We start from the raw sequence: 16743 nt of genomic DNA on the forward strand, positions 1-16743 counted from the left end.
ACTCCCATTCGGCTTCGCTGGGCAAGCGGTAGATGTAACCATCACGCAGATGTTGGGTGAGCCACGCGCAGAAGGCGGTCGCCTCGTACCAACTGATGCCCACCAGCGGATGGTTGGGGCGCGCCTTGCCGAAACGCGGGTCAGTCCACCATTCTGGCTGCTGCTTGTGCGTTCGTCGTTGCCACGGCTCAAGCCCTTTCGTCGCATAATCATCACGGCGTAGCCAAGCTCGTCCCGCCGCATCCCACTAAGGCTGGGTCGGATCATAGCCGCCCGCTTCGATGAACAGTTGGTACTGCGCGTTGGTAACCGGGTAGCGGGCCAGGGCAAAGGGGCGCAGCAGGAGAGGTTGATCATTCACTTCATCATCGAAACGACTCTTTCCCTTCGGTTCGCCAAGCACAAAACTGCCACCCGCAAACTCAACCATCGGCGGTGGCAGGGTGCAGACGCCGGGGCGCGGGTCGCCGAGTTCACCCAGGTATCCCCCGGCCTCTACCCGCTGAGCAGCGGGAAGATTGCGGCCCACAACAACGTGGCTCAAGCTTTGGGCTAGACTGGCCCAGAGTTCCGGCAGAGCTATCGTACGTGCCCCGATCAGCGCGGCCTTGCCACCCATCTGTTGCAGGCACTCAGCAGCAAAGAAGGCAGCCCGCTCCCGTTCGGCGTGGTCGCGCACGCGTTCGCCATGTGCGGGGGCGAGCAGGAATTGCACCCAGCCCGCCGCCGTCTCGCACCCCGCCTCACGCACCATGCGTCCTAAAGCTAGAAAGATGACTTCGCGCCAGCGCCCCGCATCAGCCTGCCAATGGCCATACGTACGCATATACATGTCGGCCTGGCGGCTGAGGTGGCAGCCAGCCAGATACTCTTCGTAGCTCAGGTGCGGCAGGCCATAGCGATCACCTCCCTCGTGCAGTAGCAGGCCACTCTCCTCTTCCAAATGCTTCAGCACCTCTTCCGCCTTCTCGGCGGCTCGTCCCGGCCCAAGCTCAAACTCGCGAAACAGGTCGTCAAACGTCCCACGCACACGATGTCGGTCAAGCAGACCACGCCCGTCACTCGCTGGGCTCTGCTGGTGGGCGTGGTAGGCCAACAATTCCAACCTATTGCGCAGATGAAATTCCTTGAATCCACCAAGGCTCCCGTCAGCCTTAAGCGCCTCAATGAGTGCCTGCGGAGCCCCTGCCTCGCGGCGCTGCTGAGTCCAACGGGTCAGCAACAGTTGCACCAGATCTTCGTACAGGTCAGCGCGATCCTCCGGCAACTTGCCCTCGTAGTAGTGCAAGATCGTGATCATCGTCAGCAGCAGCGGGGTCTGGCCCAGGTCACGCAGCGTTGCAACGTCTGCGAGGCGCGTGGTCAATTCCTGCACCCGTTCGTGCGCCTCTTCTGGCACAAGGGCAACATGCGCTGCGCTGCGGTTGTACCACGCCTGCACAAAGTGGCGCATCTGGCCCAGACTGAAGGGGGCCAACGCAACCGGATCGCCCCACGGAGCGAATGGTGCCGCCACGGCACCCTCAAAGGAGCGCACGCGACAGGTGATGGCAAGACGCCCACCATGTTCAGCGAGCGCTGCTATGGCCTGCGCGACCGCAGCACGCAGCGACGGGTCAGCCACCTCATCCAAGCCATCGAGCAACAGCAGCAGCCCCCCGTGACGAAAGGCTCGCTTGAGCGCATGTTCCAAGCCATCAAGCCCATACTCCTGCGCGGTTGTCAGCAAGAAGCGCCAGAGTCCCGGGCCATCAAGGGCGGGCGTTGGCTGTTGCTGGGCCCAAGCCGCAAAGGCACCGAGCGACACATAGAGGGGCAACATGGCACCAACCCGCCACGAAGCGGGAAGCTCGGCAGGCGCGGCATGGGCTACGGTTACCGCAAGGTGGCGCAAAAAACTGCTCTTGCCGCTCCCTGGCCCACCGAGCAGCACACATTGCTGGCGCTGCATCAGCGCCTCAGTCAGTAACAGGGGCCGCTCTAAGCGAGCGGGTGGCGTACCACTGCGCGTACGTGTCTCCACCAACTCACCCGCGTGCGGCGACACCACCACGCGCCGGGCCGCTTCGGGAAGCACATGATCGGGATCGCCCGCAGCAAGCTCCGCAGCAAACGCTTCCTCATTTGCCGCCTCGCGCACAAGCAGCCAACGGGTCGCCGCCAGGGTCACATAGACGTGGCTCAGTGTCAGGGTCGCAACCCCGGCATCACCACGTTCACGACGCACCGCACCAGCAAGGCGCATCCGGTCACAACGCTGGATCACACGAGCAAGATAGGCAGCCACCAATTCGCGCTGCTCATCCGAGGGATGCGTCACTCCAGCAGCAGCAAAGAAGCACTGAATCAACCCCTCGTTACGCAACCCGCCAGTCTGAAGATCGCCGCGCACATCACCCGCCACCGCCACCCCGACGGAGGCATGGCCACCAACCTGCTGATCGTGTGAGCGCGTCGGCTGCTCTGGTAGCCCAGTACGCAGGCGGGTGAGTTCTTCTTCCAGAGGACGACGAGCAACATCTGGCAGATTGGGCAATGCAAGCATCGCCTCCAACTCAGCAATCTTGCGGGCAAGATCATCATCAGGTGGTGATGGCATGATGTACTCCCAGGAAGGATAGAGGAGGTAGGATACTGGAAAGAGGAAAGAGGTCAAAAGCTATTGTTATACATGGTTTCAGAAAGGGGCTTTTCGCTTTACCATATTGTAGTGCCGACTTTAGTCGGCAGAGGTCTTCGGAGGCGATGGGAAGCCGACTAAAGTCGGCACTACCTATGGCGCAAACGGTAAAGTTACCACGAACCATGTCTAACAAGTATTTCTGCGGTCATTGTTCTCTCCTTCAACTGTAACGACCGATAGAGCTTTGAGATGCCCAGGATGGCCCTCACTCCCTAGCAACCGATAGGGCTTTGAGATGCCCAGGATGGCCCTCACTCCCTGCCCCCTTCGACAGGCTCTGGTTCGACAGGCTCTGGTTCGACAGGCTCTGGTTCGACAGGCTCACCAACCGGGCATCGCCGCTCCCACAACGTGGGAGCGGGGCGAAGGCACCGCAGTGTTGTTGCGTTCCTTTGTGCTCTTGTGCGGCAATGAACCTATGTTCTGTCTGTCCTTAAACCAGTAGCTCCAGGGGCACGGCTCTGTGGTATTGCCAAAATTCTTGTTAGCGCGAAAAAGTTCTGGGCTCGCGTGGGGGCGTCGCGTTGGCTGAGCTTGTCGAAGCCACCGCGACGGTGGCTTCGACAGGCTCAGCCAACGTCGCGGCCCAGGGCTTCTTCGCGCTAACAAATTCTTTATCTGATTAACTATAGCACACCCTTTGCAAAGTACGATACGCATACAAATTAACCGGCAGATCAATGTCAAGTGCGAGGGTTGGAAGCTCAAGGTGTTGGGGCGTAAGGCCGCGCGCAGTGGCTTCGGCGCGGTGTTGGTGGGCGCTGGCTGGGCCAAAGCAGAAGGGGATGTCGTTGGCTTGGCGGCGTAGGCCCAGTGCGTTGGTGCCGCTCCCGTGTTCGTCGGGGACAAGCACAACATCGCTGCCTTGGGCGAGGGCCGTTGCGAGGGCTGCCACATCGGCGGGAATAATGAGCGGCACGTCGGCAGGAATAACCAACAATGCACTCGCACCAGCCTCCCAAACGGTCGTGCGGGCATAGGTGAGCGCATCATTGAGTTCTTGGGTATGATCAAACAGGGGCAGTGCCCCCCATGTGCTCCCCAAAGCCAACACGGAGGGCTCGGCACTGACAAGCCAAACGGCTGCTACAGCGGGATGCTGGAGGGTATGCAGCACCCGTTCGAGCATCTCAAGCACCAGTTCGCGCCGCGACTCCGGCGGCAACACCGGCGCAAGACGACTCTTGGCTTGGTGCAGGCGTTTGAGTGGTACGATGGCGTGGAGGTTCATGGGATACGTATGGTTACTCTACCTAACAATCTACAATCTACAATCTACAATCTGCAATCTACAATCTGCAATCTACAATCTACAATCTACTACCGCTCCACAAAGACGACCGCATCAACCCAAACGCCAAGGCGGTTGTCGCCAGCGAGGGTGCTGACGCTCACGAGGGCGGTTTCAGGGTCGAGTTCATATTCGCCCAGGTCGGCCCACCAGTTGCGTTCGCGTTCGCCGTTGATCTCTACGAGGCTGGTTCCCTCGGCGTGGCGGATGAGGTAGCGGACGTGGCGTGATTCGTCGAGGCCGTTGAGGGCGTAGGGGATGTAGGCCATGATCTGGTAGCGCCCCGCGTGGGGCAGGGTTGGGCGCCAAGCGGCAACGAGCGGCGCTTGCAGATTGGCGGTGCGGTAGGGTTGGGCGCTGCTGCCCGCAAAGCTGACGGGGGCGAAGTGGGAAGCACCAGCGTAGCCGATGGGGTGTTCTTGCCAAGCCCCCGCCATCATGAAGCCGGGATCGTTCTCGTCTACAATGATCAGATCGGGCGGATGAGGGGCGCAGGGTGAAGGCATGTCGGCCCAGAGCCAGATACTCACTTGGCCCGCTGGATTCATAGCCCATGGATCGGCGTCACGCCCACACCAGCCGTAGGGGTCTACGTCGCGCCCCAAGTATTGCACCTGGAGGTGCAGGTGGGCACCAAAGGCGCAGCCGCTGTCACCAGCGACGCCCAGGATGTCACCACGAGCTACCTCTTGGCCTGTCGTTACCGCGAGGCTATCGAGGTGCCAGTAGAGCGTGCGGTAGCCATTACCATGGTCAATGATCACGGCGCGGGCTGGGGTGGCGCAGCCATCATCCGAGTTGCCTGCAAAGATAACGAGCCCGTCGGCGGCGGCCAGAATCCGTTCGGGCGGCCCCATGCCGTAGTCCCAGCCGGTATGCCCATCGTAGGCAAAAGCCCGGTCGGTCTCCGCACGGCCCCAGAAGGTCTTAATGTGGCCATTCGGGCGCAACAAGGGCGCATCGTGGTCAAAGAACGAGGTAACCGGGAAGTTGCGCTCCATGGGCCGGGTCAGGAAGGGTTCGGCCAGGGGCGGCCAATCACTCGGCGGCTCACGCGGATCGCCAAAGAGCCGCGCATAGCTGTTGACCACGCTCTCCATGCGTACACCCAAGAGATCGGGGGTGGTGGTGGGGGCCACGACGCGGGCGAGGATATAGCGACTGAAGGAAATCTCGGCGTTTACTGTTTGGCGCGTATCGTCGGCAAAAATCAGCGGGGGCGGCGCGGCTGCACCTTTGAGCGCATAGTCGCGCAGGGCAAAGCGCATTTCCAGCGCGGCCCAGCGCAGTTGGCTATAGAGCCCCTGGCGCGCTCCGCCGCCGCCACGGTAGCCCATCGCCCAAGCGAGTTGCTCAGGGCTCCCTTGTCCGCCGCTCACCAGGCCGCTCTGGACATCCATGAACGTCAACAGCAGCAGCGGATTGAGACTATAGAGCGAGCTCAGGTTGATGAGTGTCTCGGCGAAGCTGTGAGAACGGTCGCCAATCTGAAAGCGCACCGTAGCCAGACTACTACCACGCGCCTCAAGCAGAGCCTGAATATCGCCCGTCGTAACCCCGTGGGCATAACTGATCCGCTGGGGGTCAAAGAGCGGATCGCGTGGCGCGGGCGCAGCAGGCTCAGGGCTGGGCGTGGGCGTGGGTGTAGACGTAGACACGGGGAGCGTTGCTGGCGCCAGGGTCGCCGTTGGCGGCGGCAGGGTTGGCGTAGGGCTGGGGGCGGACGGTGGTGTAGGATCTGGTGTAGCACTACAGGCAACCAGAGCGATCAGCAGCAGCAGGATCAGAAGTGGGCGCAAACAATTCATGAAATCGCAGTTCCAATATTAATGGCAGTGACGAGTGACGAGTGACGAGTGACAAGTGACAAGTGACGAGTGACAAGCATCATACCATTTACGGTTGAACATGCCGCATAGTCAATAGCACTACAGCTCATTGAGATGCCATGTTCGGCAATCTACACTGGTATAATACCAGTTACCATTGAACATGCCGCATGCCCAATGACAATCTAGCGCATTGAGATGCCATGCTCGGCTTTCAGCTATCGGCTATCGGCTATCGGATTTGGTATAATATACTACATAGCAAGGTATAGGGCATCATGTATGGCATTGATCTGCTTGAGCGTCTGTTGTCGGCAGAATTTCATGCGTATGGGATGAAGTATCTCCACTTCACCTTTACCGTCGTAGTGCCGACTTATGGTCTTCCAGTAAATAATCCGCTAACCAGACCTCGCAGATCTGGCATATCTATCAGGTCTAGTCCGTGCCGCGACACCGGATTAATTTCTGGAAGACCATTAGTCGGCATCCAGGGGTTGTCGGTGACCTCAGCCGACTAAGCGAAGCAGAAATTGTTACGTATCCCAGCAGCCGGTCATGCTGAATAGTACATGGTTCACGACCATTGTAGTGCCGACGTTAGGGAAGCAGAAATTGTTACGTATCCCAGCAGCTTGTCATGCTGAATAGAACATGGGGCGCAGGCATCGTAGTGCCGACGTTAGTCGGCTGAGGTCTTGGGCAACGATGGGAAGCCGACTAACGTCGGCACTACCTACGGCACAAACAGGAACGTTCCTACGCGCCTTCGCTCATGGTGGACAAGCAATGGGGCAATCAACAACATCCGCTTCCCTTAGTCGGCTGAGGTCTTTGGCAGCGATGGGAAGCCGACTAACATCAGCACTACCTACGGCCTCTCAGGGTGGCAAAGCAACGGGGCAATCAACAGCTTTACAATGTTGTGAGGATGCGTGAGGCGAAGAGTCCAGGGCTTCGCGTCCTCGCGTCTTCGCGTCCTCGCCTCCTCGCGTCTTCGCGTCCTCGCGTCCTCGCCTCCTCGCCCCCCCTTGCCGCTAGTGGCTAGTGGCGGTACAATAGCCCAATCTAGTTGGTATAATACCAATTACCCTTGAACATGCCGCATTATCAAGCACGCGAAAGCCCATTGAGACGCCATGTTCTGCAATCTGCAATCTGCAATCTGCAATCGTAAATGGTATAAGGGGCTACGCGCATGTTGAGCTACGAGGATTTGGTGACTGGTCTGGAAGACGCATGGCTGGTGGCGGGCTTCCATGAGCATGCTTTTGTTGAGAGTGTGGTTCCTGCGACCCATGATCGGACGTGTAGGCTTGAGCTCTTTCCTGATCATGATGAGCCCCTGACAAGCGAGAATATGCCGCCCTTCCTTGATCTGAGCTTCACCTGGTCGCCAGCCCACCAGTTGTTGGCTGAGGGCCGGAGTTTGCCGGTTGAACCGCTTGATCTGACTTGGGTCTATACGGCGACGGTGGTAGCACGGTATGATCGGAGTGACCTAGAGTTGGTGCGCATGTTTCAACGGTCGGTTATGCAGGCTTTTCAGCACTACTATCCCGCTGAGGCGGCTGACATGGAGCCGATTGCGGTTGAGGTGCGGCGCATCTATCTGCCGGGGGCCCAAGCGCCCCAGTTAGATTATATCCAGTTGGTGAGTAGTACCGTTTCTGATCTCTTTGAGCAGTGGGGTGAGCGCGATCTGCTGGGGTTGCGTGCGCTGTTGCGCCAGGAGTTTTTCCTGGCAAGTGCGATTATTAGCCATTTGGCTGATGCGTTTGCCCCCCATGGGCGCGGGGGCTATACGACGGTTGATGCGGCATAGAGGAGAGGAGAGAACACAGAGATTTACACCACAGAGGCACAGAGAACACAGAGTGGGGGGTAAGAGCATCATCAGCAGAGGCTGTCTGAAAAGTCTATGGGTTGGCGTTGGAGTGCCGGCTTTAGCCGGCTAAAGCCGGCACTCCAGTGTATACCCCCCGGCTTTTCAGACAGCTTCTTACTGTTCTAAACTCTGTGCCCTCGGTGCCTCTGTGGTTCAATCCTCGGTACCTCTCTATATCTCTCCGCGCCGCTTTGCGCCCCGTGTATCCAAGAGTTCCCCCCGTTCGCGCAGGGTGTGCAATTCGCGGCTGATGGTGGCCATACTGAGCCCTAAGGCTTCGGCGAGGGCGCTGAGGGTGGCGGCGGCCTCTTGGTGGCTTGCTTGCGTAATGAGGCTGCGTAGCGCGTTGTGCCGCCAGTCGGTCTCATTGGCGCTCGGTGCTTTGGTGGGGAGTTCCCACAGGATGTTGACCTCCTCCCAAGGGTGCAGCGGGCGTCCGGTGGGCGCATGCTTCAAAGGCAGCCGCGTGAGCCTATGCGGATCGGCCTGTTGCCGTTGTGTTGCCCACCAGAGCCGTTGGGTGTAGGGGGCTGCGTGCAGCCCTGCGGCGAGTTCGGGGCTGAGAGTGCTGGCATGGTTGCTACATTCCTGCCAAGCGGCGGTGAAGTAGCCTGCGGCTTGGTGCGCTAAGCTCAGGCTTTCGGCGCTGAGACCCATGAGGTAGCGGGGATCGATGAAGGTGGGGAGCCGCCCCGCCATGGCTGCTTCGGCTTGCTCTAAGGCTGTTTGGGCAGCCTCGGCTTGCCCCTGTCGCACGGCGGTGAGGCTCCGCATGGCGGAGATCAGGGCGTGGTAGAAGCGTACCCCCATCTGCGCGTAGATCGCTTCCGCTTGATCGAGCAGCGGTTCGACTGCGGCCCATTGGCCCTGCTCCAGGGCGATTAGGCTCTGCCAGAGGGCTGCTTCGCCTGCGGCACGCTGGTCGTCACTTGCTTGGGCTTGGAGGGTTGCCAGTTCGCTCTCTGCGCGGCTCAGGTCTTGGCGGGCGAGGGCAAGGGTGATCAGGCGGCAGTGGGTCAGTGCGGCACTGCCGTTGCGCTCGGCCCAGAGCATGCGTGCTTGGTTGAGCAGCACTTCGGCCCGCGTGAAGGCGCCGATCTGGATGCAGATCTCGGCAAGATTTTCGAGATCGGGTGGATCTATGGCTGCATAGCGTTCGAGGCGGATCACTACCCGCTCGTAGCCCGCCAGGGCGGCCCCAAGCTGCCCTTGGGCATGGTCGAGGCTCGCTAGGTTCGCATTGGCAATCAGGCCGTCCATAATGAGGCCGTGGGCTTCGCAACGCTGCAGCACTTGGTTGTAGCCGGCCCGGGCGGCGCTGAAGTTGCCGGCAAAGTGATCGTAGATGGCAAGGTTGCCCAAGGCGCCCACTTCGGTGGCAATCGCCCCACTGGCGCTGGCGAGGGCTTGGGCCTGGCGTAGGTGCTCGATGCTGGTTGCGCTCTCGCCCAGGTGTTGGGCCGCTTTCCCCGCTTGACAGTGGAGCTGTGCGGCTAGGGCCGGGGCACGAGCGGCCTCAAGGCTGGCAAGCTGTGTGGTGGCCTGCCCCAGGGCGGCTTGGTTGGCCCCCTGATCGAGCAGGTAGTTGATCTGGGCAATGGCAAGTTGTAGCCGTGGCAATCCCGTGGCGGGCAATAGCTCGGCAAGGGTCTCGAGGTCATGGCGATAGGCGGCAGGATTGGGCGGCGGGTACCAGCGCCAGATCTGGATGCGCTCGAAGAGGGCGGCGCTGCGCCAGGTTTTGTGCTGGGTGCCCCCTGCTTCTGCCTGATCCAGGGCGTGCAGGGCTTGATCAATGCTGCGGAGGGCCGCACGATAGTCGGCGCGGGCACGTAGTTCGCTGGCAGCCTGTAACAGGTAGGGGATGGCACTGGCCCATAGGTGTGCGCCATAGGCGTGCCGTCCCAGGTTGAAGGCGTTGTTGCCCGCATGCGCTAAGGCTTGGAAGAGCATGTGGTGATAGTGGCGCTGCTCGGCGGGACTGAGGCGGGCGCAGATAGCTTGGTCAATCATGTCGTGGCTACAACTGTAGCCCTCACGCTCGGCGCGCAGCAGGTGGCGCTGAATGAGCCCCTGGGCCTGCTGGATGACATGTTGTACGGGCCAGTTCGTCGCGTTTGCGAGCTGCTGTACCCCCAGGGGTTGGCCGTGCAGCGCAATCAGGTTGACGAGCGTCTGCGCGTCGGCCTCAAGGTGGGCGAAACGCCTACTGATGGTCTGGTCGAGATCGTGGAGTTGTGGCACCACCAGGCTGCTTGGGATGCTGCGCCAGCGGCCATCGGAACCGCGTTGCAGGGCGTTCTGTTCGATCAGCAGGTGGAGCGTTTCACGCAACAGCAGCGGGTAACCGCCGCTGGATTGGTGCAGTTGGGCGATGAGGTCGTGGCTGCATGGGCCAAGGCTCTGCTGCAGCAGCAGCGCGCAGGCGTTTTCGTCGAAGGGTGCGAGGCGCATGCGCCCACTGGCGAGCGGTGCGAGACGCTGGAGCAACGGCCAGCGTTCGGGATCGTCGCGCACACTGCTGCGGTAACTGATGATCACCACCAGCGCTTGCAGGGGGCGCAAGCTGGCCAATTGGGGCAGTAAGGCCAACGTGCTATCGGCAGCCGCATGCAGATCGTCGAGAATGAGCAGCAGCGGCGTATGCTCGGTAAGCCCCTCGATCAAGCGCAGCATCAACTCGTCATAACGATGTGGTTCGTTCTCACTCGCATCATACGGCGGCAGCATGTAAGGGTTATCCTCTGCGCCCCTGTATTTCTGTTCCTCGGTTCTTCGGTTCTTCGGTTCTTCCCCATACGGCGGCAGCATGTAAGGGTTATCCTCTACCCCCCTGTATTTCTGTTCCTCTGTTCTTCCGTTCTTCGGTTCTTCCCCATACGGCGGCAGCATGTAGGGGGTGTCCTCTGCGCCCCTGTATTTCTGTTCTTCGGTTCTTCGGTTCTTCGGTTCTTCGGTTCTTCGGTTCTTCGGTTCTTCCCCCCCTCCCTGCCACCCAAAGAGCATCCGCAAACGCGCAAACCAGACCGAGGGCATGTGGGCTGCGAGTTGTTCATACTGCAACGGGGTAAGCAAGGGCTGTAGGGCTTGTTCGATGACACTACCAAGGGTTGTGGCACTAGCTTGGGCCACCGTCCAATCGCGCCAGCGGGCATCATCGGCAACGTGGGCGAGCAGGTGGCTCTTGCCGATGCCGGGGCCACCTTCGAGCAGGATGAGGCTCGGGCGCCCACTGGTGCGATCCATCCACTCCATGAACTGGCGGCGTTCGTTATCGCGGCCTACTAGCGGCAGTGTCGCGGGAAGCAGCGCCGAGGGGCTGGGGTTGTGGCAGAGGGCCGTGTAGGCCCGTTCGCTGGCCGGGTCGGGACTGAGGGCAAATTCCTGTTGCAAACGAGTACGCCACTGTTCATACTGGCGCAGCCCTTCATTTGTGGCCCCCAATGCCTCATAGGCCCGCAACAAGGCTGGTTGGGCGCTATCGCGCATGGGCTCAAGCTGCAAGAGCCGTTGCAACAGATCGCGCACATTGGCCCATTCGTTGCGCTGTGCAGCCATAGCAGCAGCCTGCTCTAAGGCATTGAGTAGGCGCAGATGCAGATTTTCACGCGCAGGCAGCAGCCACTCATAGTCCAATTCGGGGCCAAGCAGCGGTGCGGGCAGCGCCAGCAGTGCGTGAGCCTCAAGCTGCTCTACGGGTTGGGCCAAGCATTGTTCAAACGCCAAGAGATCGCACTGATCACCAGGCGCCAGCGTAAAGCTCAGACTCAGTGGATCGCCACTGAAGCGTGTCGCCGGAAGCACCTGGCGCAACTGATAGAGCGCATCGGAGAGCCGACGGCGTGCGGTACGCTCCGGCACATCCGGCTCAAGTTGGGCCGCAAGGTAGGTACGCTCCAGTGGACGCGCATGGTGCAACAGCAAAAAAATCAGCAGCGCATGCGCCCGCGAACCAGGTGCCAACGCTCGTGGCTCATGGTTGTAGCTAAGGTGCAAGGTACTGAGAATAGTGATCTGGAGCATGTGTCGTTAGGGAAGGAGAGAGGGGTGAGGAGATAGGAAATAGGAAATAGGAAATTTAGCATGCCTACCGTCGAAAACTTTGCGCCTTCGCGCCTTTGCGTCAAAAAACTCGTATCCCCTGCTCATAATAAACCCAACAACCACGTTGCCAACGAGAAATAGATGAGTACCCCTGCGATGTCAGCGAGCGAAGTGATCAGCGGACCACTTGCGGTGGCTGGATCAAAGCCAAAGCGACTGAGCACAAAGGGCATGAGGGTGCCAATCAGGCTGCCGACAATCACGACGACAAACATGGTCAGGGCGACAACCATAGCTACTTCGGGGCTGACGCGCACGAGCGCTAAGGCGCAGACCACGATGGCCATAGAGAGACCTAAGAGCCCAGAGACGAAGAGTTCTTTGCTAAAGAGCCGCCCCCAGTCGCGTAGTTGTACCTCCCCCATGGCTAGGGCGCGTACCATCAGGGTGGCCGCTTGAGCGCCCGCGTTGCCGCTGCTGCCGATCAGCAGGGGTAAGAAGAAGACCAGCGCAACCACTGCGGCAATCGTGTCCTCGAAGGCCGCAATTGCCGCGCCAGAGAAGATATTGACAAAGATCAGCGTGACCAGCCAAGGGGCGCGTTTTTTGACCAGTTCGTAGATCTTTGCATCGGGGTAACTCGTCTTCAGTGGGGCCACTGCGGCCCCCTTATGGAAGTCCTCAGTCGCCTCTTCATCGGCGACATCGAGCAGATCGTCGAAGGTGACGATCCCAATCATCACCCCTTGCGAGTCGATCACCGGCAGGGCGGGCAGATCGTAGCGTCGCAGCGCTTGCACCGCCTTCTCGCGGTCGTCGAAGGCGGAGAGGACAACATAGTTGTCATCAACAATCTGGCTCACCGTCTCGTGGGGCGGATGCAGAATGAACCGGCGCAACTCAACCGCATCAACAAAACGCCACTGAGCATCGGTCACATAGATAATATTCACCGTCTCGCTATCGCGCCCACGCGCCCGAATATGTTCCAACGCATAGCCAATCATCCATTCAGGGCGCACCGCGACATAATCGGGGGTCATGAGCCGCCCAACGCTCTCTTCGGGGTACCCCAAGAGCTGGCGCGCTTCACGCAGATCTTCGGGGCTAAGGAGATTGAGTAGCTTCTGGGTGGCCTGGCCCGGCAGCTCCTCAAAGAGTTGGGTACGGTCATCAGGACTCAGATTGGCCAGCAGTTGGCGCGTCTCTTCACTATTCAGTTGGCTCAGGAGATCATTCTGTTCGTCACCCTCAAGGTGGGCAAAGACATCACTTGAGAGGAAGCGGGGCAACAGTCGAAAGACAACCACCTGTTCAGCGGGGGTCAATTCAGCTAACAGATCGGCAATCTCCGGCTCAGGCCAGCGGGCAAGCAGGGGGCGCAGGTCGGCCCAGCGCTGCTCGGCGACGAGATCAATGGCTTCTTGGCGGTCAATCAAGGGCAGCGTACTCATTGTGTATACCAATTACTAGTAAACATTCTGCACCATCAAGAACGATGCCGCAAACCTATTTTCTATGTTCTCGTTTCTGTATCCTTACCTTCGCCGTCTGTGCTTTCCTCTACGCCGTAGATGCGGGCGAGGCCGGTGGCAGTGCGGCGGAAGAGCGCAACCAACTCGGGTGGCTCGTGAACCTGACAGGCATCGCCGTAGCGTAGCAGCACCTGGCGCGCTTGCCACAGGTTGGTGACGACCGCAGTAATCTCGGCGCTACCATCGTCCATGTATGTAATCTGGGTCTGGGGGAAGTAGCTGGCGACATCGCGGCGGCGGGCCACTTGGGGCACGAGGGTGTAGCGCACTTGGTAACTGGTGGGGCTCGGGCGCAGCGGCGGCAGCACTGTGGCGAGGATTTTGGCACTACCGGCAACAATACGATCAAGGCGGTAATCAATCGCCGAGCGTATCAGCTCACCGCCACGCGGAAAGACCTCAAGCACAGTGGCGTCAAGGTAGCCATGACCTTCGGGGCGAAAGGTGATGCCATAGGGCGCAACCCGGTGACGCCGTGGCTCGCTGAGATCAAAGGTGCTAAGATAATCAAACTCCAGCTCACGGCGCTGTTCAATCGCCCGTTTTACAGTTGACATAACTTTAGGGTCAATCCGACTACTACTGCCCCCGATGCCCAAACGCATCGCACTACGGCGCTGGCGATGTTCACGCTGGCGTGCGGGCGGCAAGAGCAGCACAATCCGTTCGAGCAGATCGCGCAGATTGGCATGCTCAGGCAACCCACTGCCCTCTGGGAAACTGGCTTCAAGGAAGGCCAGCGCCTCCATACTCTCATCGGAGAGATCGAGCAGTGCCAATTCGCCCAAATCGCGCAGGATATAGCGTCGGTGCGGGCGATCATAGGTGATCTGGCACGCATACTCACCCTTGAGCGCATCAAAATCGTGTTTCATCGCCGCCAATGCGGCCTCGGGATAGCCTTGGCTCCCCAACTCGCGATTAATCGCCGCAATCAACTCGGCACTACTCGCCGGAGCCCGCATCAATATGCGTACCAACAACAACCGCCGTCGAAAGGTCAGCCACGAACTCCGTTTGATGCCACCGCCTCTTGGTTTACTCATATTGTTCTCCGACGGAATGCCGATGTTAGGGAAGCAGAAATTGTTACGTATCCCAGCAGCCTGTCATGCTGAATAGTCTATGGGCGGGCATCGTAGTGCCGACGTTAGTCGGCTGAGGTCTTTGGTAGCGATGGGAAGCCGACTAACGTCGGCACTACCTACGGCATCTCAGGGCGGCAACGCAACGCAACGCAACGGGGCAATCAACAACACCCGCTTCCCTTAGTCGGCTGATGTCGTATGCAACCATTGGATGCCGACTAACGTCGGCACTCCAACGGTAAAGCTGAAAGGCTGTTTGGTCTCCGACGGAGTGCCGGCGTTAGCCGGCTAAAGCCGGCACTCCAACGTCAATCCATAGACTTTTCAGACAGCTTCTAAAACCAATGCTGATGCGGGCGAGACGCCCGCGCTCCCAGGTGGATGCTTTACCCCAAGTCTGAACAGTTATGCGCTATTGCCCTTTTTCCTTTTGCCTTTTCCCTTTTGCCTTTTGCCTTTTCCCCTAGCATAGCACAACCTCATGGTTACTGTGTTCTCCCCAGAGCCTGATCGAGCGCATCCCAGTAGGCCGGGAAGTTGGCGAGGTTGTTGTGGTTCCCACCTGGGATGGCCACAAAGGTGAGCGGGGCGTTCACCTTGGCAGCAAGACGTTCACCATCAGCAAAGGGGACGATGCGGTCGTTGGTACCGTGAATGATCACCACCGGGCTTTGTACTGCACCAATCCAGTTGTAGCTCCGCAATGGGTATTTGAGCAAAAATGGCGGTGCCCAGGGGAATTGACGCCGTGCAATTGCCTCTAGGCTGTAGAAGGGGGTTTCGAGGATCAGCAGGCGCGGCTGCTGTTCAGCAGCGAGCCGTACCGCCAACGCAGTGCCCAGCGAGCGGCCATGGATGATCAGTTGCTCGGCGGGGTAGCGCTCTTGCAACCACGCATAGGCGGCGGCCATATCGGCGTGCAACTGGGCCTCGCTGCTGATCCGCCCGCTACTCTGACCATAGCCACGATAGTCGAGTATGAGCAGATCGTAGCCGTAGGCCACCAGATCGGGTGCAACTGAACCCCATCCCCGCAGGCTTCCACCATTGCCATGCAGGTAGAGAATCGCACCGCGTGGCTCTGGTACGCGAAACCAGAGCGCATGCAGTCTTGCGCCATCCACCGGAATCCACACCTCCTCCACCGGAATACCAAAGTCGTAGCGCGTTCCAGGCGAATTTCGTTCAGGAAAGAAAATAAGCTGCTCTTGCCAAAAAAAGATCATGGTACACACCAGTACATAGGCAAGCAGGAGAAGAGTAAGCATACGCAGGATCGTATAAGCCATAAGCAGGGTTTCCATTCATGGTATACTAAACGATGTTTTGCGGAGATGGTAAAGAGTTTTTGAAGAGATACAGAGGGTTGAACCACAGAGACACAGAGAACACAGAGCGGTTTGTAGTAGGGCACTTACACGGTGTTGGTGCGCTCTAACATCCAAAACTCTGTGTCCTCGGTGCCTCTGTGGTTCGATCCAATCAAGTGTAGTAAGGTTACGTTGTGAGTGCAGAACGTCTTCAGAAGGTTCTCGCCAGCGCCGGGATTGCTTCCCGCCGCGATTGTGAGGCGATTATTGCCGCTGGCCGCGTGAGTGTCAATGGGCGCATTGTCCAAGAGCCAGGGCTGCGGGTTGATCTCGAACAGGATAGCATTCTTTTGGATGGGCAACCAGTGCGTCAGCCTAGTCAGCGCACCTATCTTATGCTGCATAAGCCCGTTGGTTTTGTCTCGACCGCAGATGATCCCTTTGAGCGCCCGACGGTGGTTGATCTGGTGAATGTGTCAACCCGGGTTTTTCCGGTTGGACGCCTTGATGTGGATAGCGAAGGGCTTATTTTGCTTACCGATGATGGTGAGTTGACCCATCATCTCACCCATCCTAAGTTTGAGGTGGAGAAGGAGTATCGCGTTCTGCTCAATCGCCCCCTCGACATCGAAGCCCTGCGCGCCTGGCGTGAGGGTTTGCCACTCCATGGCGCTATGACTGCGCCCGCCAAGGTGTCGCTGCTCGAAACGGGCGATGAGGGGGTCTGGTATAGCGTTGTCCTGCGTGAAGGGCGGAAGCGCCAGATCCGCGAGATGGCCAATAGTCTGGGCTATGAGGTGCGCCGTTTGATCCGTGTGCGTGAGGGCAATTTGCTGCTTGGCGATCTGCCCCTGCGTGAGACACGCTCCTTGACTGAAGCGGAAGTTGCGGAGCTACGTGCCCATATTCCTGCGCCCGAAGAAGACGCGAGGAGACGAGGAGGCGAGGACGCGAGGACGCGAGGACGCGAGGACGCGAGGACGCGAGGACGCGAGGAGCGGCCTGAGCGCGGCGGCTACGGAGAGCGCGAGGACGCGAGGACGCGAGGACGCGAGGAACGGCCTGAGCGCGGCGG

The 16743-nt window shown here is 59.5% G+C and carries 8 protein-coding genes and 1 pseudogene; 2 read left to right on the plus strand and 7 right to left on the minus strand.

Features of this window, described 5'->3' with window-relative positions; translation table 11 throughout:
* From CJ255_RS24775 to CJ255_RS17505, 3 genes and pseudogenes are all read right to left on the minus strand, one after another.
* Nucleotides 1–2599: pseudogene (locus CJ255_RS24775) on the minus strand (NACHT domain-containing protein); the annotation flags it as partial.
* A 706-nt stretch (nt 2600–3305) separates the two neighbouring features.
* Nucleotides 3306–3914: a 2-phospho-L-lactate guanylyltransferase gene (cofC, locus tag CJ255_RS17500; RefSeq protein WP_097645390.1), complete on the minus strand. Its 609-nt coding sequence runs from the start codon at nt 3912–3914 to the stop codon at nt 3306–3308.
* 89 nt (nt 3915–4003) lie between these two features.
* Nucleotides 4004–5782: a peptidoglycan DD-metalloendopeptidase family protein gene (locus CJ255_RS17505; RefSeq protein ID WP_097645391.1), complete on the minus strand. Its 1779-nt coding sequence runs from the start codon at nt 5780–5782 to the stop codon at nt 4004–4006.
* A gap of 1219 nt (nt 5783–7001) precedes the next feature.
* On the opposite strand from CJ255_RS17505, the gene CJ255_RS17510 reads away from it, so the two are divergent.
* Nucleotides 7002–7628, plus strand: a complete 627-nt coding sequence (locus CJ255_RS17510) for a hypothetical protein (protein ID WP_097645392.1) — start codon at nt 7002–7004, stop codon at nt 7626–7628.
* Nucleotides 7629–7862: 234 nt separating this feature from the next.
* On the opposite strand, the gene CJ255_RS17515 is transcribed toward CJ255_RS17510, so the two are convergent.
* The 4 genes from CJ255_RS17515 to CJ255_RS17530 form a co-directional block, all read right to left on the minus strand.
* Complete coding sequence (locus tag CJ255_RS17515) at nt 7863–11714, minus strand: ATP-binding protein (RefSeq protein WP_097645393.1); 3852 nt, start codon at nt 11712–11714, stop codon at nt 7863–7865.
* Nucleotides 11715–11836: 122 nt separating this feature from the next.
* The gene (gene mgtE, locus CJ255_RS17520) at nt 11837–13189 is read right to left on the minus strand and encodes a magnesium transporter (RefSeq protein WP_097645394.1); all 1353 of its coding nucleotides are present in this window, start codon (nt 13187–13189) and stop codon (nt 11837–11839) included.
* 62 nt (nt 13190–13251) lie between these two features.
* On the minus strand, nt 13252–14316 hold the full coding sequence (locus tag CJ255_RS17525; RefSeq protein WP_097645395.1) for a helix-turn-helix transcriptional regulator: 1065 nt from the start codon (nt 14314–14316) through the stop codon (nt 13252–13254).
* Nucleotides 14317–14843: 527 nt separating this feature from the next.
* Nucleotides 14844–15626 (minus strand): alpha/beta hydrolase, encoded by a 783-nt coding sequence (locus CJ255_RS17530; protein ID WP_245863534.1) that lies wholly within the window; start codon nt 15624–15626, stop codon nt 14844–14846.
* A 236-nt stretch (nt 15627–15862) separates the two neighbouring features.
* Between CJ255_RS17530 and CJ255_RS17535 the strand changes: the two genes are divergently transcribed.
* On the plus strand, nt 15863–16743 hold an 881-nt coding region (locus CJ255_RS17535; RefSeq protein WP_124681992.1), incomplete at its 3' end, for a pseudouridine synthase.

It is taken from the genome of Candidatus Viridilinea mediisalina (assembly GCF_002532535.1).
Classification (GTDB): Bacteria; Chloroflexota; Chloroflexia; order Chloroflexales; family Chloroflexaceae; genus Viridilinea; species Viridilinea mediisalina.

What these genes read in the sequence shown, in the direction of transcription:
- cofC (WP_097645390.1), bottom strand. Translation starts at nt 3,914, where the DNA reads ATGAACCTCCACGCCATCGTACCACTCAAACGCCTGCACCAAGCCAAG.
- CJ255_RS17505 (WP_097645391.1), bottom strand. Translation starts at nt 5,782, where the DNA reads ATGAATTGTTTGCGCCCACTTCTGATCCTGCTGCTGCTGATCGCTCTG.
- CJ255_RS17510 (WP_097645392.1), top strand. Translation starts at nt 7,002, where the DNA reads ATGTTGAGCTACGAGGATTTGGTGACTGGTCTGGAAGACGCATGGCTG.
- CJ255_RS17515 (WP_097645393.1), bottom strand. Translation starts at nt 11,714, where the DNA reads ATGCTCCAGATCACTATTCTCAGTACCTTGCACCTTAGCTACAACCAT.
- mgtE (WP_097645394.1), bottom strand. Translation starts at nt 13,189, where the DNA reads ATGAGTACGCTGCCCTTGATTGACCGCCAAGAAGCCATTGATCTCGTC.
- CJ255_RS17525 (WP_097645395.1), bottom strand. Translation starts at nt 14,316, where the DNA reads ATGAGTAAACCAAGAGGCGGTGGCATCAAACGGAGTTCGTGGCTGACC.
- CJ255_RS17530 (WP_245863534.1), bottom strand. Translation starts at nt 15,626, where the DNA reads ATGCTTACTCTTCTCCTGCTTGCCTATGTACTGGTGTGTACCATGATC.